This is a genomic window from Mobilicoccus caccae (assembly GCF_030161635.1).
Taxonomy (GTDB): domain Bacteria; phylum Actinomycetota; class Actinomycetes; order Actinomycetales; family Dermatophilaceae; genus Mobilicoccus; species Mobilicoccus caccae.
This window is the reverse complement of sequence record NZ_BSUO01000001.1, coordinates 2,243,092-2,260,359: the sequence shown is the minus strand read 5'-3', so window position 1 is coordinate 2,260,359 and position 17,268 is coordinate 2,243,092. Positions and strand designations below refer to the sequence as shown.

Sequence of the window (17,268 nt, the reverse complement as noted above, 5' to 3'; positions counted from 1 at the left end):
CCGCCTCATCGACCTTTCTGTGGGGGAGAGGTGCGTGTATACGCACGTCGTTGCTGGTCAGACGGCTAAATGCGTCCGCGACATGTGTCGGTCACCTGGGGCGGTGCGTCGCAACGGTCCCGGCGTAGGGCGTCGTTTCTGCTGGCCCCAGGCATTGAGGCAGCCCGGCCTTGCCGCTCACCGCCAGCAAGTCTCGGGTTGGCGCGTCGAAGGTTCAGCCTGTTGCCTTGCCAGTGGCCCACGCGATGTGAGGGGCCGCTCGGTCGTCGTCGGCGATGACTGCGGGGCCGACGTGAGACTCAGCCTGAGCGAACAGCTCCGGGTGGTCGCGGTGCTGATCCGGATAGAAGTGCCTGAAGATGAAATCGACGAATCGCCCCATGTGTATAGGGGCGACGCATGCGATACGGCATGCGGCGGAGTTGATGGTGAAGTGGGAAGCAGGGTGCCCGGGTTTGGCTGCGGATGGGTCGTAGTCGAACCGAACAGGTGAGCGGAGGGCTACCGCGTCTGTTGGGCTTGCCTCGTAGAAGCGAACAAGATCCTCGATGGAGAAGCCTTCGTCGAGAAGATCCTGGGCGAGTTCGTAGGGACAGGGGATGTACGCCAGCCGGTGGCCGGAGACCTGCCCGCCGTCGACATCGTATGTGAGTTGAAGCAGGCTGCCATCGAGCAGTACTGCGCAATAGTCGCCGTTGGCAAGCCACAACAGGTATTGCTCGACGGTGGCGTGCTGCCGGTACCCCAGGAACGGGCCGGCGGATTGTCTTGGCTGCCACGTGACGCGGCGTCTGTCGACGGCAAGACCGTTGATCTCCAGGGCCAAACCCGAGTCCAGCAGCGCCGTCAGAAGGGTGTCGAGCCCTTGGTGCAGAGCCCTAGTCGTCGTCACCGGGGAGCTCTTGCTGAAGCTGGGCGAGCCGAGCCTGCACATCGTCAGGCAGATCGTGCACGTCCATCTCGCCTCGATCCACGGCCTCAAGAAACGAGACGAGCCGGCTCGTGTTCCTGCGGACGCTGGCCTCCTGTTCGGCTGGGCGGTCGCGGTGCAGGTGGCGAAGGCGACGCAACTCGTCGTCGGTGGGTATCCGGAACTTGAGCTGGAACTGCGAGTCGACCACCTGCTGTGCCTCGTCGACGATGACGTCGACGAGGTCGCCGTGGCCGCAGATGCGCACCCAGGCGCGGCTTCGTGTGATGGCTGTGAAGAGGATGTTGCGGCGCGTCACCGCGTTGAACTCAGTGGCGCAGTGTTGGGCGTCGACCACGTACACCATGGGCGCCTCGTTGCCCTTGGCGCGGTAGATGTGGGCCAACGCCACGGAGTCTGGCCGGAACACCTCGTCCGCGCTGGTAGTGACTCCGACCTGGTGCGAGGCGATCCCCCTCTCGCGGAGCATCTTCATCAGACGGGGGCCCCGGGTCTTGGCCCGGTAGGTGTCGGGCAGGACGATGAGGATGTCGTCGGGCTCGAGCTCGTCGGTGCTGATGTTGGTCGCGATCTGGTCGGCCACCCACAGGTCCTGGGCTGCCTCGTCCGGGAACGATTGCAGCACCACCGCGTCGTCCGTGACCAGTTGCTCCGCGAAGTACTTGGGGGCGCTGTCGGTGGACCGCTTGAGGGTGACGGCGGCGCCGGCCTGCAGATGGCCGTTCACCACGTTGTAGCCGATCTCGGTCCACAAGGTGGGGTCATCCGGGTGTTGGAGAAGCCCGCCCTTGCGGTACACGCCGATGCCGAGAGCGTGGGCGGTGGCCAGTGCCCACGGAGTGTTGCGATAGCAAACCGGCAAAACGATGTCACGACGTGGTGTGTCGGGGGCGGCTTGGAGGGTCACGCGACTTTCGCCTCGCGGTCCGGTACCGAAGAGTTCGTCGGTGCTGGGCATGGCCGCCTCGGAGAGGCGCTGTAGTTCGTCGTAGCCCCACACGATCCGCTTCGGCTCGGTGGTGCACAGGTAGACCAGCTGGAAGAACTCGGGTGGTAGGTCTTGGGCTTCGTCGATGAGCACGGCGTCGAACAGCTGCGGCACATGGGTTGCCGTGGTGGCGACGGCGAGGAGCTCCGCACAGGCGCCCTGGAAGGCCGCGTCCATGCCGTACTTCTTGCGTGCGGTGAGGAAGTCGAGCGGTTCGACGCCGAGGGCATGAGCGATGGTGCTATACACGCCAGCGCGGCCGCGTGAGCCCCAGGAGTGGATGACCTTGAGCTTGTCGGGGTCGGGTTTGTCGTTGCTGTGCTCGAAGCTGAACCGAGTGATGAGGTCGTCGAACTGTTGGTACAGGGCGCGGGAGGCGAAGGTGACGGCGATGCGCCAGTCAGGATTCTGGGCGTGCCAGTACGCGGCCTTGAGCGCCAACACCACGGTCTTGCCGGAGCCGGCCAGCCCGCGAATGCGCTGAGGGCCCTCTGGGCTCTCGATGGCGGCCTGCTTCTGCCATCGGTCGAGGTTGGCGATGCCGGCCTCGATGACCTTGAGAACCGCCCCGCGGGAGCTTGCTTTGGTGACCTTGGTGCGCTTCTTGCTCGGCTTGATTGTTGACACGCGCTGCAGCGCGGCGTGGAGTGCGCGCTCAAGGTCAGGGTCGATCCCCGAGAGCCCGCGCAGCCAGTCAGCGACCTGGTGGAGCGCGATGTACGTGCCTTCGTGCACATCTTCGCTTGGAGGAACGGGAACGCTGAACACAGTCGCGGTCTCAGGATGGATCGCGAGTCGCCGCCCACGTCGAAGAGCCTCGTGTCGCCCAAGGTGGCTCTCCAGGACGCTGTAGAGGCGATCCTGATCCCGGATGAGGTCCGTCCAGTCGTCCGGGCCGCTGGGCGTGCTGTCCGGCAGCAAGAAGGCCACCAAGCCGTGGGAGCTGGAGACGAGCAGGGCGTCGACTTCGACCCGTTCGTCGGCCGTGGCCAGCACGGGGTAGCCGAGATACACCGTCCCGTCCGTGACGACCTCGCGCAGCGCCTGCGCCAAGGCTTGCGCCGCGGTTCGGTCACGGCTTTCGCCGTACACCACATCCAGTGGCATGTGTGGTCCTTCCAGGTGGGCCTCAGTCGGCCCTCATTCTAGGGGGCGCCGGCTGGTTGAGGCTGGTGAGAAGCTGCCGGTTGGCTTGCCGCGCAGCGTCGAGCTCGTCCTGCCGGTCGGCGAGGGTGCCGCGCAGATCGGCAACTGTTTGCTCGAGGTTCTCGACCTGACGCTGGAGCTGGGCTTGGCTGGTGTCGACGCCCAGTCCGCAGCGGGTCGCGACCTGTTCGCCGAGCAGTTCAGAGAGTCGTTCCTCGAGGTCGCTGATGTGTTGGCGCAGCCGCTGGTTGGTCTCGCGCAGGTTGAGGTTCTCGGCCTGCAGGGACCGCTTGGACACGCTGGCGTTCGAGGACGGGAGGAGCTGTGCCGGTGGGGTGTCGGCGGCGGCGATGACCTCGGCCCGCAGGTCGGGGTGACGATGCAGGAAGGAGCGGTGTACCCGGGCGTGGCGAGCGACCGAGGAGAGGGTGATCTCGTCCCCGGTGGCCAGCAGCCCGCGGAGGGCCTCGTGTACCTGGCGTCGGCGCCGCTCGACGTCACGGCGGCGGGCCTGGAGCAGCGCATCGCCTGTGGTTGGCGCCAGCCCGGCGGTCGTGTCAGTCGTCGACGGCATCGGTGTCTCTCTTCCTGGTCGCTGCGGGCCGCACCTGTGGCATCCCCAGGCTGACGGTGGCCCTGGCGGCCCGGACGACGGCCACGGCGTCTTCGATGGTGGCGCGGTCGGCGTCGGTCAGGTCCTGCAGGTCGGCCTCGATGCGACGGATCAGCCCACGCAGCTGGGTGATCTCCTCGTCGGCCGGGATGACCTTCCGTCGCGCCCAATCCTGCAGCTCGTCGGCCGCCAGCAGCCGCTCACGGTCGGCGAGCAGCTGCTGGAGGTAGGCCTTGAGCTCGGGCAGGTAGGAGGCGTCGCTGCGGAAGTGCCCGCACCCGACGCAGGTGTACTTGAACGGGCAGGCATGCCCACCGGCCTTGACATTGGACGGCTCGGTGCAGGTGCCGAACGGGACGGCGACCTGCCCCACCCGCAGCCGCGCGTGCTCGTGGCTGAGCAGGCCGCCGACCGCGCCGAGCACCGGCCGTGCCTGCCCATCGAACTGGTGGGTGGCCACCATGTCGATCGCGCCCCGGGTCCGCTTCTCGCTGACCCGGTAGTAACCCATGGTCGTGTTGATCGATCGATGGTCCATCAGGTCCCGCAGCACGTCCGGGGCGGTGCCGGCGTCGGCGTGCCGTTGGGCGTAGGAGTGCCGGTAGGAGTACGGCACGACCTCCCGGGCCGGGTAGGGGCTGCCGTCGGCGTCGCACAGTTGGTCGGCGATCAGGTCGATGAACTTGCGATGAGCGTCGCCGAAGTTCACTGCGGTGAGGGGTCGCTTCCCGTCGCGGTTGCGGTAGTCGCGAGGGAACAGCGCGACCTGCTCGAGCGAGGTGGACGGGTAGGTGGCTCGGACGTGCTCCTGCTGGCCTCGGACCAGCTGGGCGGTCGCGTCGGCGATCGGCAGACGTCGCTCGGGCCGGTTGGCCTTGGAGTTGTCGTAGACCAGGACGTACTTGCCCTGGGCGTCCTGGCGCAGGCAGTGGTAGCGCAGCGCACAGATCTCGTCCGGGCGCCGGCCGGTCTCGATCAGGAGCTCGGCCACGACTCGCTCGCTGCGTCCGGAGCGGTCCTCCAGGACGTGCAGGTTGTCCGCGATGGTGCGCAGCACCGACGGAGGCACGTCCCGCCCCGGCTCGTCACGGGCCGGCTCGGCGGGCACGTCGGCCCTCGTCACCTTGAAGTCGTGAGGCAGGTCGGCGAGCAGGACCCCCCGCTGGCAGTGTGGAAGCCCCTCGCGTCGTCCAGCGCGCGGCGGACCCAGCGGATCGTCCGCAGCCTGGTCAGGGCGGTCATGGATCCGGTGTGCTCGAAGTGCTTGAGCCGGTTGCTGAAGTTCACGATGTCCCGCCGGCCCAGCCGGGCTGGGTCCTCGCCGTGGTCCTCACGGGTGCTGCGCAAGCTCTCGGACAGGTAGACCAGTGCCCCAATCACCCCCTTGGCTGTGGCCCCGGACTGTCGTCCTCGGTGCAGCGGCAGATCCTCGGCCGCCCAATGCTTCGCGGCATCGCGCAGCCACGACTGGCTGATCGCCGTGAAGTCCAGCATCCCTCTCGCGCCGAAGGTGGCCAGGTCCCACACATCGAGTGCGAACTCACTCTCGGGGGTGGCCATGGCCCTGCGGACGCTGGTGGCCAGACTCCTGGCCAGGGCCTCGGCGTCGTGCCTCTTCCGGGTGGTCCTTACCCGACTGAGGTCGGGAAGGTTGTCGACCGCTGCGGCGCGAGCGGAACTCACCATTGCCCGCAGCACCGTCAGCGGCGTGCGGGTGCCCTCGTCGCACCGGTGCTGCAGCCCGAGAAGGATCTCGGCGATGAGCCGGTCGGGCAGCCCCGTAAGGATCACGAGGTGGTCGACCCCGATCGGCTGCTGCCGAGTGATCCACTCCGCCAGTGCGTCTTTGTCTCGCGAGGTTAGCCCCGACCGGCGATCGACGCCCCACCGGGTTCCGTGTGGGGTGCACAGTCCGACGCGCATCGCCGCCACCCTGATGCATCCGGTGACTCGGCAGGGTCCGTGGGAAGGGAGAGGCGTCGGCTGTTCTTGGCGGATCCACTCGCTCGCGCTGAGCTCCCGGTGAAGCATGCGAGCCGTGCAATGGGTAGAGCAGAGGGTCTCGTAGGTGTGGGACGGACGTTCGCAGCGAGGAACGATGCACAGCCGCTCGCCCCGGTTGGATCTCCTGGTGACGCTGGTGTCGAGCACGAACTCCGCCAGGCTCATGCCGGACGACCGGTGCCTTGCCTCACAGGTCTTGCACAGCTCGACGTGGTGTGAGCGAACCCCGGCGAGGCACCCCTGGCGGGCACACTTTCGCAGCCCGAGTAGAGGGTGATCGCGTGGAGGTGACAGGACGCCGCTTTCGGCATCCCAGCCGCACTCGACGAGGAATCCGGGTCGGATCGCGGCTCGGACCCCTTCGAGCTGCGGCAGTTCCGCGGGGCCGGTCTCCGCAGCGGACAGCGCGACGATCGTCACGCCGACCCCAGGGTCGACGCCGAACCGGAGCCTGTGGCAGCCGCAGACCCCACCATCTCGCCGCCCGCCGCGCGCTGCGTGGCCACGGCCTCCACTGCTGCTCGCAACCGCTCGGGCGAGGGGTGGGCGTACACCTCGGTCGACGCGACCCAGGCATGACCGAGCAGCTCCTTGAGGACATCGAGGGTCGCTCCGGCGGCCAGCGTGTTCGTGGCGAAGCTGTGCCGCAGCATGTGCGGACGGATGCGCCGGTCACAGCCGTTGCGCTGGGACAGCCGATCGAGCAGGGCGTTGATCGCGTCCGGTCGCATCGCCGAGCCGACAGGTTCTCGGAACAGGTTGACCAGCACGAAGTCCGACCGTCGATCCGAAGCCAAGTCGGCGAGCACCGACATGTACTGGTCGTGGGCCTGAACCACGAGCCAGTCCGCAGGAACCACGCGCGGGCGCCGAGACTTCGCAAGCGCCCTGTTCGGGTTCTCGCGTCGGCGCACATGCAGGTGCGGCCCTTCGACGCCGCAACCGAGCCGTGTCGCGCGCGCCACGAAGTGAACATCCTCTCGACGCAGCCCAGTCACCTCGCCTCGGCGCAGTCCCATCCGCCACATCGCGATGATGATGAACCGGTCCCGCGGATTGGTGGCGGCGGTGAGTAGCTTGAGCACCTCATCATCCGTGGCGTTGTCAACCAACGACGGCGGCTCCTGCAAACGGTGGCGGGCACGCGGGCGGTGCTGAAACCCGGGGTCGAAATCGGCCAGTCCCGGAACGGGACTCGTGAAATCGTCATATAGCCCCGCCAGCACAGCGTGGGGTAGCCGGCCGATCGACGCCTGATGGCGCAGGTAACCACGGACAGCGGAGAGCACCGCGTTGACCCGACGCTCGGCACGCACCAGTGTCGTCGTCGCGGCGGATTTGACAGGGCTCGCGTGTTGGAGCCAGTAGACAAACCGACCAAGGTAAGGGACCGAGTCGGCCGGGGCCTTGCCGATCGAGTCGCACCAGTCGAGAAATAGTGCCAGCCCGATCGCGTACGCCTGAGTGGTGGACTCGGCGGCATCGGTGCCCAACCGCCGATGAATCAGGTACTCGTCGACCTCAGTGACCACACGGTGCCGCTCATCTAGGACAGTCCAATAACGAACCCCAGATGGAAGGCGGATCGCAAAGGCTCGGTACGTGGTCAAGGCTGCTCCCGGGTGTGCTGATGACTTCGCTCAACGTAGAGAGACCACACCATCTCCACCGTGCGCGACACGCCCACTGATCTTGCTCCTATCGCAGTCAGGCCACTGAGTCCGCGACAGTGCGCGACCTCGGGGCGACACCCATGAAACGCCACGATGACCCTCGGCACGGTGGTCGTCGAGGCGGGCCGACGGTCCGGATCCCGCAACACCGCGGGGACGGCCGCCGCGCATCACCGGGTGGTCCTCGCGGTGCCCGGCCCGGTCACCTCCATCGCGTCGGTCGGCTGTCACGAGATGATCCGCTCCGGGATGGCCCAGCTGGTCACCGACGCCGACGAGATCGTCGAACTCATCGGGGTGATGGGCGCCGACCTGGCCCCCGAGAAGACCGCGCCACCGCGGGCCGGGGACGGTCTCGAGGGCACCGACCGGCGGGTCTTCGAGGCCCTGCCCCGACGGTCGGGATCGAGCGTCGAGCAGCTCGCGGTCGTCGCGGGGGAGTCCGAACAGTCGGTCCGGGCCGCCCTCGGACGGCTGGAGCTGCTCGGGTACGCCCGGCGCACCGACGCCGGATGGCGTACGGCATGAGCGTTCTTCGGCCGACCGGCCGACCGGCCGCCGGCGCCCGGGGTCCGCTGGGCGCGGCGCCGCCGGTGCGTCGCCTTGGCATCACCGGCCCGGCCTGGAACGGTGGCGACATGGCGACGACCCCCGACGAGCGGGTGCTGGACCTGTTCGCGCGGCACCTCGACGCCGAGCGGGGCCGGTCGGTGCACACGATCCGCGGATACCGCTCGGACCTCCAGAGCCTCCTGACGTTCGCCCGCGCCCAGACGGGCACGGAGCACGGGCTGTCGGCGTTGACCCTGCCCGTCCTGCGGGGCTGGCTGGCGGCCGGCGCCGAACGCGGCGACTCACGATCCACGACCGCCCGGCGAGCCGCCGCCGCCCGCGCCTTCTCCCGCTGGGCCGTCCGGGACGGGCACCTGCCCACCGATGTCGCCGCGCGACTCGTCTCGCCCAAACGCGGGCGATCCCTGCCCGGCGTCCTGCGCGCCGACCAGGTCGAGACCCTCCTCGCCGGCGAGCCCACCCGTTCCGGGCGCACCCCCACCGTGCCGTCCGCCACAGTGCCTGCGGCGCAGGCTCCAGACGTGGACCGAGAGACGGCCACGGCCACAGGCACCCACACCGGCCCAGACACTGGGGCCGACACAGACGCAGACCCCCAGGATCGAGCGGTGGCCCTGCGTGATCGGGCGGTGCTGGAGGTGCTGTACGCCACGGGGTGTCGTGTCGGTGAACTCGTGGCGCTCGACGTCGATGACGTCGACCTGGACGAGCGGGTCGCCCACGTCGTCGGCAAGGGCGACAAGGAACGGGTCGTCCCCTTCGGCATCCCCGCACGCGACGCCATCAGGGCGTGGCTCGTCCACGGGCGACCCGTGCTCGCTGGCACGACGAGCCGGGCGGCGCTGTTCCTCGGCGTGCGCGGCGGCAGACTCGATGCCCGCCGGGTCCGTGAGGTCGTCCACGAGGCCACGGCCGCTGCCGGCGTCCCCGATCTCAGCCCCCACGGTCTACGCCACTCGGCCGCCACCCATCTGCTCGAGGGAGGTGCGGACCTGCGGACGGTGCAAGAACTCCTCGGACATGCAAGCCTGACTACGACGCAGATCTACACCCACGTGTCGACCGATCGCCTCCGTCGTTCCTACACTCAAGCGCACCCCCGCGCCTGACCAGACGCGGATCACGATGCCGGAAGACACTCCGGCGCCGACCGGATCGAGGGATGAGCATGCCGACAGCACGACTCGCGAGGCCACGGCCCACCGGGATCGCGGCGGCCACCGTCGCGTTCCTCCTGGCCGTCTCCGGGTGTGCCGCCGGCGGGGGTGACGAGACCGCTGCGGCGCCCGAGGGCGCGCAGCCCATCACCGCCACCCCGACCGCTCCGGCCACCCCGTCCCCGAAGCCCACCGGACCGGACGGCGAGGCCGAGAAGGACGGCACCGAGGTGCAGACCTCCGCCGCGCAGGACGTGCCCGAATCCGGCTCGGGCAGGACGACCGTCGTCACCCTCCCCGGGCAGGACTCCTCGCCGCAGGACCGGCCCGGTCGCGTGGTCCGCTACACCGTCGAGATCGAAGGTGGCCTCGAGAAGGTCGCCGCCGGATTCCCCGAGGCGGTCCGCGGCTACCTGACCGACGACCGGGGCTGGGAGACGCGCGACGGCGTCCGCTTCGAGGACGTCAGTGCCGAGGAGCGCAAGCAGGGCGTCGAGCCCGACATCCGCATCATGTTCGCCAGCCCCGACCTCGTCGACGCCAAGTGCGCGCCGCTGCGCACCAACGGGCGCCTGTCGTGCCACCACGCCGGCAAGGTCATGGTCAACGCGTGGCGGTGGGTCCACGGCTCGAAGAACTACGGCGAGGACCTGGACGCCTACCGCACCTACCTCGTCAACCACGAGGTCGGACATTCCCTCGGGCACGGACACGTCGCCTGCCCGGGACGAGGGGAGAAGGCGCCGATCATGCTCCAGCAGACCCTGCGCCTCGACGGCTGCCTGCCCCACCCCTACCCCGCCTGAGGGGTCCAGAGCCGGATCGGCCCACGCAGCAACGACAACGGGTCGACGTAGTCCTTGCCGCGTCGGGCGCCCCAGTGCAGACACCCGCCGTCGCAGTGCGAGTCGTCCCGCACCTCACCGATGACCTCACCGGGGCGAACGCCCGTGCCGACGATCAGCGTCGACCTCAGCGGCTCGTACGTCGTGCGGAGCGTGCCGCCGGGCCGGACGGGGTCGTCGTGGTCGATCGAGAGCACCGGTCTGCCGGCCACCATCCCGACGAACGCGACGCGCCCCGCGGCGGGGGCACGGACCGGCGTCCCCGCCGGTGCCCGCAGGTCGACACCGCGGTGACCGGGTAGCCACTTCTGCGCCGGCGCGTCGAACGGACGGGTGACACGCAGAGGGTCCACCGGGGACGCCCATGGCCCGCGAGCGTCCTCGGCCCGCGGCCGATCCGTGCGCACCGCCGGTGTGGGGTCGTCGGCGGCTGCGACCGCCGCGAGGGGCGCGGCCACGGGAGCAGGCGCGGTCGGGGCGGTGACCAGCCCGAACGGGCCCACCAACGCCACCGACACCGCCAGGGGGAGGATATCCATGGGATCGAGCCTGGCCCCGGCGCACGGCGGCGATCCTCCACCGCGTCTCGACGGTGGACCCGGGGCGCCGGCCGGATCGGCTGTGGACGATCAGACCGCGGCGCGCTGCAACCGCTCGAGACCGTCGGCGATCAGCGACTCGGACTTGCAGAACGCGAGGCGGACCAGCGGTGCGCTCTCCTGCACCGCGTCGCCGGAGTGGAAGGCCGCGACGGGGACGCCGACGACGCCGTGCTCCTGCGCGAAGGACGCCATGCCGCTCAGCGCGTCCGGCATTCCGAGTGAGGAGAGGTCGGCGATGGCGAAGTAGGTGGACTCGGGGTGGTTGGTGCGGATCCCCGCCTGCGCCAGGCCGTCGAGCAACTGGGCGCGGCGCGCGCGCAACTCGTCGGTGAGGTGGGCGTACCCGGCATCGTCCATGGCCAGGCCCTCGGCGACGGCGTACTGGAAGATGCCCGGCCCGGTGAACGTCAGCCACTGCTTGACCGAGGTCACCGCCGCGACACCCTCGGCCGGACCGGTGATCCAGCCGACCTTCCACCCCGTCATCGAGAACGTCTTGCCGGCCGAGCCGATCGTCAGGGTGCGGTCGGCGGCCTGGGGCAGCGTCGCGATCGGGATGTGCGGGACGTCGTCGAGGACGAGGTGTTCGTAGACCTCGTCGGTGACGATCCACGCGTCGTGGCGGCGCGCGAGGTCGGCGATGAGCTCGAGTTCCTCGCGCCGGAAGACCTTGCCCGTGGGGTTGTGCGGGGTGTTGAGCACGATCATGCGGGTGCGGTCGGAGAACGCCGCGGCCAGCTCGGCCTCGTCGAGGGCGAAGTCGGGGAACCGCAGGCGGACGGGCCGCAGGGTGCCGCCGGCGCGGGCGACCATCGCGGGGTAGGAGTCGTAGTACGGCTCGAACGTCACGACCTCGTCGCCGGGCTGCACGAGGGCGAGGATCGCGGCCGAGATGCCTTCGGTGGCGCCCATCGTCACGAGCACCTGGGTGTCCGCGTCGATCTCCAGGCCGTAGAAGCGCCGCTGGTGATCGGCGATCGCGGTCCGCAGCTCGGGGACGCCGAGGCGCGGCGCGTACTGGTTGTGTCCCTCACGCAGGGCGCGGACGGCGGCCTCGACGAGGAAGGGCGGGCCCTCGGCGTCGGGGAACCCCTGCCCGAGGTTGACCGCTCCCGTCCGCACCGCGAGGGCGCTCATCTTCGAGAAGATGGTCGACGCGTACGGCTGCATGGCGGGGATCAGAGGGCTGTCCATGACGGGAGCCTAGCCAGAGAGCGCCGCGTCTCCTCCGGCGGAGCCCCGGCGAGCGACCTGCCCCACCCCTGGGGGGATTCGCGTCGGGGGGCGGATCCGCACTAAGATGTGGGCACCACTGCTGTCGATCGGGATCCCATCCCGCTCTCGATCCTGCCGAACACCGTCGCCGACTTCGACGCCGGAGTGAATCAGGGCTTCTCGCAGTGGAATTCGCGCGTTCCAGACCGGTCGAGGCCGGGGTGCGCCGCCTGGGTCCGGGTCATCCCGGTGGCGGTGGCCGGAGCGCCAGGCGCTCGATTCCGCACTCCCGCGGGCCGGGCGATGAAACCGGAACGAGAAGAAGGAGACACGGCATGGCCGTCGTCACCATGCGCCAGCTCCTCGAGAGCGGCGTCCACTTCGGGCACCAGACCCGTCGTTGGAACCCCAAGATGAAGCGCTTCATCATGACCGAGCGCAACGGCATCTACATCATCGACCTGCAGCAGTCGCTGACCTACATCAACGACGCCTACGAGTTCGTCAAGCAGACGGTCGCCCACGGCGGCACGATCCTGTTCGTCGGCACGAAGAAGCAGGCCCAGGAGCCCATCGCCGAACAGGCGACGCGTGTCGGGATGCCCTACGTCAACCACCGCTGGCTCGGTGGCATGCTCACCAACTTCAACACGGTCTCCAAGCGCCTCTCGCGCCTCAAGGAGCTCGAGGAGATCGACTTCGACGACGTGGCCGGCAGCGGCCGCACGAAGAAGGAGCTCCTCGTCCTTCGTCGCGAGAAGGACAAGCTCGAGAAGACCCTCGGCGGCATCCGCGACATGAGCAAGGTCCCCTCCGCGGTGTGGATCGTCGACACCAAGAAGGAGCACCTCGCCGTCACCGAGGCACGCAAGCTCAAGCTGCCGGTCATCGCCGTGCTCGACACGAACTGCGACCCCGACGAGGTCGACTACAAGATCCCGGGCAACGACGACGCGATCCGTTCGGTCACGCTGCTCACCCGCGTGGTGGCCGACGCCGTGGCCGACGGTCTCATGACCCGCAGCCAGAGCGCCGGCGGTGGCGAGAGCGCAGTCGACGGTGGCGCCGAGCCCATGGCCGAGTGGGAGCGCGAGCTCCTCGCCGGCGACCAGAGCGCCGAGCAGGCTCCCGCCCAGGCGACCGAGGCTCCCGCCGAGGCTCAGGTCGAGACCGCCACGGAGGCTCCGGCCGACGCGGCGAGTGAGGCCCCCGCCGAGGCGAGCGCCACCGAGGCTCCGGTCGAGACCGAGGCCGCCACCGAAGGCGCCCCGGAGGTCACCCCGGAGGCCGCGAACGACGCGGTCGCCGAGGCCGAGACCACCGACTCCACGCCCGCTCAGTCCTGACGACCCCTCCGCGACGAAAGCGAGATTCCAGATGGCGAACTACACCGCTGCCGACATCAAGGCGCTGCGCGAGCAGACCGGCGCCGGCATGCTCGACGTCAAGAAGGCCCTCGACGAGGCCGACGGCGACCGCACCAAGGCCACCGAGATCCTGCGCGTCAAGGGCCTCAAGGGTGTGACCAAGCGTGAGGGCCGTAGCGCCTCCAACGGTCTGGTCACCGCCCACGTCGACGGTGGCGTGGGAACCCTGGTCGAGGTCAACTGCGAGACCGACTTCGTGGCCAAGGGCGAGAAGTTCGGCGAGCTGGCCGCCAAGGTCCTCGACGCCGCGGTGCAGTCCGGCTCCGCCGACGCCGAGGCCCTCCTGGCCACGCAGGTCGACGGCAAGAGCGTCAAGGAGCTGCTCGACGAGGCCAACGCCGGCATCGGCGAGAAGATCGAGGTGCGTCGGGTCGCTCGTGTGGAGGGCCCGAAGGTCGTCTCCTACCTGCACAAGACCAGCCCTGACCTGCCGGCGCAGATCGGCGTGCTGTTCGCGTACGACGGCGACGACGACACCGTGGCGCGCGACGTCGCGATGCACGTCGCGGCGTTCAGCCCGACCGTCCTCACGCGCGAGGAGGTCTCGGAGGAGATGGTCGCCAACGAGCGTCGCATCGCCGAGGAGACCGCCCGCGAGGAGGGCAAGCCCGAGCAGGCGCTGCCCAAGATCGTCGAGGGTCGCGTCAACGGCTTCTTCGCCGAGAACGTGCTCCTGGAGCAGAAGTTCGCGAAGGACCAGAAGAAGCAGGTCAAGGCCGTCCTGTCCGACGCCGGTGTCGAGGCGAAGGGCTACGCGCGCGTGCGCGTCGGTTCCTGAGTCCTCATCACGCATCGGAGCCCGCCGCCCCCTGGGGGTGGCGGGCTCCTGCGTTTCCGGTGATGGCGTGATCGGCGGGCTCGAAGGGCGCGGGTTTCTCGGGCACGATGGCCTCGAGCCGGTGGTCCCGCCGGCAGCCCCGAAACCGGAGCGAGCCGATGTCGATCCCCGAGTTCCTCGTTCCGCCGGCCCTGCGACTGGCCCGTGCCGACCGGGTGTTCGCGACGGTGCCGGGAGCCCGGCGGCACGTCGCCGAGCGCGCCCTGCGTCCCCAGCGCTACGGTCCTCCGCGCACGCTCCGGCGTGACGTCGCGGTCGAGGTGACCGAGCACGAGGGGTGGGCAATGTACACCCTCCGGCCGATCGAGACGCCGGCCCGCAGCGCGGTCGTCTACTGCCACGGCGGTGGGTGGGTCAACGAGATCGTGCTCCAGCATTGGCAACTCGCGGCCCAGATCGCCGCCGAGGCGGGCACGACGGTGATCGTGCCCATCTACCCCCTCATCCCGTTCGGAACGGCGCAGGAGGCCAATCGCGTCGTCGTCGACCTCGCCGTGCGTGCGCGGGAGGAACACGGCGCCGTGTGCCTCGCGGGCGACTCCGCCGGTGGGCAGATCGCCCTCTCGGCGGCGGTGACGCTGCGTGACGACCATGCGGTCGCGGTGGCGCGCACCGTGCTCATCGCGCCCGCTCTGGACCTGTCGCTCAGCCATCCGGAGATCCCGCTCGTCCTGCCGCACGACCCCTGGCTCGGCGTCGAGGGCACCCGTCACCTGATCGAGCTGTGGCGCGCGGACCTGCCGCTGGACGACCCGAGGGTGAGTCCTCTCGCCGCCGACCTCGCCGGTCTCGGCCCGCTGACGATCTTCATCGGCACGCGCGACATCCTCTGGCCCGACGCCCGTCTGCTGCGGGACCGGGCGCGCGCGGCCGGGGTCGACGTCGAACTGCACGAGCGCCCCGGCCTCGTGCACGTCTACCCGCTGCTGCCGACGCGGTCGGGCCGTGACGCGCGCGGGAGCATCGTGCGCCGGATCCGGCGCGCGCTCCGGGGAGCCTCGGGCGACCAGGGAGTCCGGACGGCGGCGGGTCGGCGTCCCGCACCTGAGGCGCACGCACCCGCGTCCAGGCAATTCTCATGAGCATCCGCGATCTTCCGATCTGGAAGGTCGGTCGAGGTGGCGTGCGGGGGTGGCGAACTGCACCGACGATCGACGAGTACGTGTAGCCGCCGAGCCCGACGTGGGCCCGCCCGGCGCCGGGGAGAGGATCGGTCCATGTCGTTCACCGACGACGTCTTCGTGTGGTCGCTGCGCGTGGTGTTCGTCCTCGCGATCGTCTGGGTGGTGGTGCGCTGGCCCAAGGCCGCCGGCCCGGGTGTCCTCGCGGTGGTGCGCCGTCTCGTGGCGATCCTGGTGCTCGTCGTGCTCGTCGTGCTCAACGTCGCCGCCCCGATCAACGCGCAGTACGGGTGGTACTCGGACTGGAACGACCTGCTGTCCGACGCCGGGCCCTCGGCGGTCGTCCCGGCCCAGGCCGCACGGGGTGAGGCCCCGGCCACCGCGGTGGCCGGCGACGTCGGACCCTCGCCGCTGGTCGGCCTGCCGACGAGCGATCGGGCGAAGACCCGGCTTTCCCTGACGCCCACGACCTCCGGCGGGTATCAGGAGTTCACGGTCCGCGGTGCGGTCAGCGGGTACACCGGCACGGTGCTCGTGTGGTTCCCGCCCTCCTACACCCGGCCCGAGAACGCCCGCCGCGAGTACCCGGTGATCGAGACCTTCCACGGGTTCCACCCCGCTCCGATGGCCTACTTCACGGTGTTCGCGATGGACCAGGCGATGGCGAGCGAGGTCGCCGCCCGGCGCGTGCGCGACGCGGTCGTCGTCATCCCGTACTGGGGCGCCGGGGGAGTGGACACCGAATGCGTCAACGGCAGCGCCGTGCGCCTGGAGGACTGGGTGACCCAGGACGTGCCCGCCTGGGTCTACTCCACCCTGAGGGTCAAGGCGGACCGCGATTCATGGGCGACGCTCGGCACCAGCGCCGGCGGCTACTGCGCGCTCATGAGCACGCTGCTGCGTCCGCAGACGTTCGCCACCGCGATCTCCTTCGGAGGCTATGCCCGACCCGACTTCAGCACGCCCTACGTGCCGTTCGCGCCCGGCAGCGAGGAGGCGCGACGGTACGACCTCATCCACCTCGCCGGCTCCGCCCCGCCGTCGGTGGCCCTGTGGGTCCTGTCCTCCCTGCCGGACTCCGCCCTGGCCGCGCCACACATGCGCGAGCTGGTGAACGTGGCCCGGGCGCCGCTGTCGGTGACCCCGACCGTGCTGCCGACCGGCGGTCACCGCTCCGAGGTGTGGACCCCCTACTTTCCCGGCGCACTGGCCTGGTTGGGCTCGACCTCACCCGGATTCGCGCCCGACGCCTGAGCCGGATCCACGGGGCCACCCCGTGCGCCCGAGGCGTGAACCGACCCGGTTTGGGGCGCGGTCCTCGCCGGTGGCACCATGAGGCGCGACCTCGACTGACAGGGAGACACCCGTGACCGACTCCTCGCGTGCCTACAAGCGTGTGCTGCTCAAGCTCTCCGGAGAAGCGTTCGGGGGCGGTTCCATGGGGGTCGACCCCGACGTCGTGAAGGGCATCGCCAAGCAGATCGCCGAGGCCGTGCACGAGGGGGTCGAGGTGGCCGTCGTCGTCGGCGGGGGCAACTTCTTCCGTGGTGCGCAGCTGCAGCAGAAGGGCATGGAGCGCGCCCGTGCCGACTACATGGGCATGCTCGGGACGGTCATGAACTGTCTTGCGCTGCAGGACTTCCTCGAGAAGGAAGGCATCGACACCCGCGTGCAGACCGCCATCACCATGGGTCAGGTCGCCGAGCCGTACATCCCGCGCCGCGCGGCACGTCACCTCGAGAAGGGGCGCGTGGTCATCTTCGGCGCCGGTGCGGGCATGCCGTACTTCTCCACCGACACTGTCTCCGCGCAGCGGGCGCTCGAGATCGGCTGCGACGCCGTGCTCATGAGCAAGAACGGAGTCGACGGCGTCTACGACTCCGACCCGCGCACCAACCCCGACGCCAAGAAGCTCGACCGCATCTCTTACACCGACGCCCTCGCGAACAACCTCAAGGTCGTCGACGCCGCCGCGTTCAGCCTGTGCATGGAGAACGGCCTGCCCATGGTCGTCTTCGCCATGCAGGGCGACAGCACGATCGCGCGGGTGCTGCGGGGCGAGCCGCTCGGTACCGAGGTCTTCGCGGTCTGACGACCCCGGGGCGACGTCGACGTCGTCGCCCCGGCACCGGTGT

Annotated in this window: 16 protein-coding genes; 8 read left to right on the top strand and 8 right to left on the bottom strand. The window is 69.8% G+C overall.

Going from position 1 to position 17,268, the window contains the following annotated elements; all coding sequences use genetic code 11:
• Positions 1 to 214 precede the first annotated feature (214 nt).
• The 6 genes from QQK49_RS23280 to QQK49_RS10895 form a co-directional block, all read right to left on the bottom strand.
• Positions 215 to 934 carry a DUF2290 domain-containing protein gene (locus QQK49_RS23280; protein WP_431310534.1) on the bottom strand — a complete coding sequence of 240 codons (720 nt, stop codon included), beginning with the start codon at positions 932 to 934 and terminating at the stop codon, positions 215 to 217.
• Entirely contained in the window at positions 879 to 3,026 is a 2,148-nt protein-coding gene (locus QQK49_RS10915) for a DEAD/DEAH box helicase (RefSeq protein WP_284303934.1), read from the bottom strand. The genes QQK49_RS23280 and QQK49_RS10915 overlap by 56 nt, the downstream gene beginning before the upstream one ends.
• Before the next feature lie 22 nt (positions 3,027 to 3,048).
• Entirely contained in the window at positions 3,049 to 3,639 is a 591-nt protein-coding gene (locus QQK49_RS10910) for a DUF6262 family protein (RefSeq protein WP_284303933.1), read from the bottom strand.
• On the bottom strand, positions 3,623 to 4,786 hold the full coding sequence (locus tag QQK49_RS10905) for a tyrosine-type recombinase/integrase (RefSeq protein ID WP_284303932.1): 1,164 nt from the start codon (positions 4,784 to 4,786) through the stop codon (positions 3,623 to 3,625). Before QQK49_RS10905 ends, QQK49_RS10910 begins: the two co-directional genes overlap by 17 nt.
• Positions 4,787 to 4,797: 11 nt before the next feature.
• Entirely contained in the window at positions 4,798 to 5,469 is a 672-nt protein-coding gene (locus tag QQK49_RS10900) for a hypothetical protein (protein WP_284303931.1), read from the bottom strand.
• Between the two features lie 629 nt (positions 5,470 to 6,098).
• On the bottom strand, positions 6,099 to 7,214 hold the full coding sequence (locus QQK49_RS10895; protein ID WP_284303930.1) for a tyrosine-type recombinase/integrase: 1,116 nt from the start codon (positions 7,212 to 7,214) through the stop codon (positions 6,099 to 6,101).
• Positions 7,215 to 7,448: 234 nt separating this feature from the next.
• Here QQK49_RS10895 and QQK49_RS10890 point away from each other — a divergent pair, with 234 nt between their 5' ends.
• From QQK49_RS10890 to QQK49_RS10880, 3 genes are read left to right on the top strand one after another with little or no spacing between them, the layout of a single operon-like run.
• The gene (locus QQK49_RS10890) at positions 7,449 to 7,883 is read left to right on the top strand and encodes a DNA-processing protein DprA (protein WP_284303929.1); all 435 of its coding nucleotides are present in this window, start codon (positions 7,449 to 7,451) and stop codon (positions 7,881 to 7,883) included.
• Positions 7,880 to 9,037, top strand: coding sequence for a tyrosine-type recombinase/integrase (locus QQK49_RS10885; protein ID WP_284303928.1), 1,158 nt, complete (start codon positions 7,880 to 7,882; stop codon positions 9,035 to 9,037). The genes QQK49_RS10890 and QQK49_RS10885 overlap by 4 nt, the downstream gene beginning before the upstream one ends.
• A 59-nt stretch (positions 9,038 to 9,096) precedes the next feature.
• Positions 9,097 to 9,891 (top strand): DUF3152 domain-containing protein, encoded by a 795-nt coding sequence (locus QQK49_RS10880; RefSeq protein WP_284303927.1) that lies wholly within the window; start codon positions 9,097 to 9,099, stop codon positions 9,889 to 9,891.
• On the opposite strand, the gene QQK49_RS10875 is transcribed toward QQK49_RS10880, so the two are convergent.
• Together QQK49_RS10875 and QQK49_RS10870 are read right to left on the bottom strand one after the other, a co-directional pair.
• On the bottom strand, positions 9,879 to 10,469 hold the full coding sequence (locus QQK49_RS10875) for a M23 family metallopeptidase (RefSeq protein WP_284303926.1): 591 nt from the start codon (positions 10,467 to 10,469) through the stop codon (positions 9,879 to 9,881). The two genes, QQK49_RS10880 and QQK49_RS10875, sit on opposite strands and share 13 nt — an antisense overlap.
• 90 nt (positions 10,470 to 10,559) lie before the next feature.
• Positions 10,560 to 11,726 carry an aminotransferase class I/II-fold pyridoxal phosphate-dependent enzyme gene (locus tag QQK49_RS10870; protein ID WP_284303925.1) on the bottom strand — a complete coding sequence of 389 codons (1,167 nt, stop codon included), beginning with the start codon at positions 11,724 to 11,726 and terminating at the stop codon, positions 10,560 to 10,562.
• Between the two features lie 356 nt (positions 11,727 to 12,082).
• Between QQK49_RS10870 and rpsB the strand changes: the two genes are divergently transcribed.
• From rpsB to pyrH, 5 genes are all read left to right on the top strand, one after another.
• Positions 12,083 to 13,093: a 30S ribosomal protein S2 gene (gene rpsB / locus QQK49_RS10865; protein ID WP_284303924.1), complete on the top strand. Its 1,011-nt coding sequence runs from the start codon at positions 12,083 to 12,085 to the stop codon at positions 13,091 to 13,093.
• Positions 13,094 to 13,124: 31 nt separating this feature from the next.
• Positions 13,125 to 13,952 (top strand): translation elongation factor Ts, encoded by an 828-nt coding sequence (tsf, locus tag QQK49_RS10860; protein WP_284303923.1) that lies wholly within the window; start codon positions 13,125 to 13,127, stop codon positions 13,950 to 13,952.
• Positions 13,953 to 14,110: 158 nt separating this feature from the next.
• Positions 14,111 to 15,094 (top strand): alpha/beta hydrolase fold domain-containing protein, encoded by a 984-nt coding sequence (locus QQK49_RS10855; protein WP_284303922.1) that lies wholly within the window; start codon positions 14,111 to 14,113, stop codon positions 15,092 to 15,094.
• A 135-nt stretch (positions 15,095 to 15,229) separates the two neighbouring features.
• Positions 15,230 to 16,387, top strand: coding sequence for an alpha/beta hydrolase (locus tag QQK49_RS10850; RefSeq protein ID WP_284303921.1), 1,158 nt, complete (start codon positions 15,230 to 15,232; stop codon positions 16,385 to 16,387).
• A 112-nt stretch (positions 16,388 to 16,499) separates the two neighbouring features.
• Positions 16,500 to 17,225 (top strand): UMP kinase, encoded by a 726-nt coding sequence (pyrH, locus tag QQK49_RS10845; protein ID WP_284303920.1) that lies wholly within the window; start codon positions 16,500 to 16,502, stop codon positions 17,223 to 17,225.
• The last annotated feature ends 43 nt before the right edge of the window (positions 17,226 to 17,268 follow it).

What these genes read in the sequence shown, in the direction of transcription:
- QQK49_RS10910 (WP_284303933.1), bottom strand. Translation starts at nt 3,639, where the DNA reads ATGCCGTCGACGACTGACACGACCGCCGGGCTGGCGCCAACCACAGGC.
- QQK49_RS10875 (WP_284303926.1), bottom strand. Translation starts at nt 10,469, where the DNA reads ATGGATATCCTCCCCCTGGCGGTGTCGGTGGCGTTGGTGGGCCCGTTC.
- tsf (WP_284303923.1), top strand. Translation starts at nt 13,125, where the DNA reads ATGGCGAACTACACCGCTGCCGACATCAAGGCGCTGCGCGAGCAGACC.
- QQK49_RS23280 (WP_431310534.1), bottom strand. Translation starts at nt 934, where the DNA reads ATGTGCAGGCTCGGCTCGCCCAGCTTCAGCAAGAGCTCCCCGGTGACG.
- QQK49_RS10855 (WP_284303922.1), top strand. Translation starts at nt 14,111, where the DNA reads ATGTCGATCCCCGAGTTCCTCGTTCCGCCGGCCCTGCGACTGGCCCGT.
- QQK49_RS10850 (WP_284303921.1), top strand. Translation starts at nt 15,230, where the DNA reads ATGTCGTTCACCGACGACGTCTTCGTGTGGTCGCTGCGCGTGGTGTTC.
- QQK49_RS10880 (WP_284303927.1), top strand. Translation starts at nt 9,097, where the DNA reads ATGCCGACAGCACGACTCGCGAGGCCACGGCCCACCGGGATCGCGGCG.
- QQK49_RS10915 (WP_284303934.1), bottom strand. Translation starts at nt 3,026, where the DNA reads ATGCCACTGGATGTGGTGTACGGCGAAAGCCGTGACCGAACCGCGGCG.
- QQK49_RS10885 (WP_284303928.1), top strand. Translation starts at nt 7,880, where the DNA reads ATGAGCGTTCTTCGGCCGACCGGCCGACCGGCCGCCGGCGCCCGGGGT.
- QQK49_RS10890 (WP_284303929.1), top strand. Translation starts at nt 7,449, where the DNA reads ATGACCCTCGGCACGGTGGTCGTCGAGGCGGGCCGACGGTCCGGATCC.
- QQK49_RS10870 (WP_284303925.1), bottom strand. Translation starts at nt 11,726, where the DNA reads ATGGACAGCCCTCTGATCCCCGCCATGCAGCCGTACGCGTCGACCATC.
- rpsB (WP_284303924.1), top strand. Translation starts at nt 12,083, where the DNA reads ATGGCCGTCGTCACCATGCGCCAGCTCCTCGAGAGCGGCGTCCACTTC.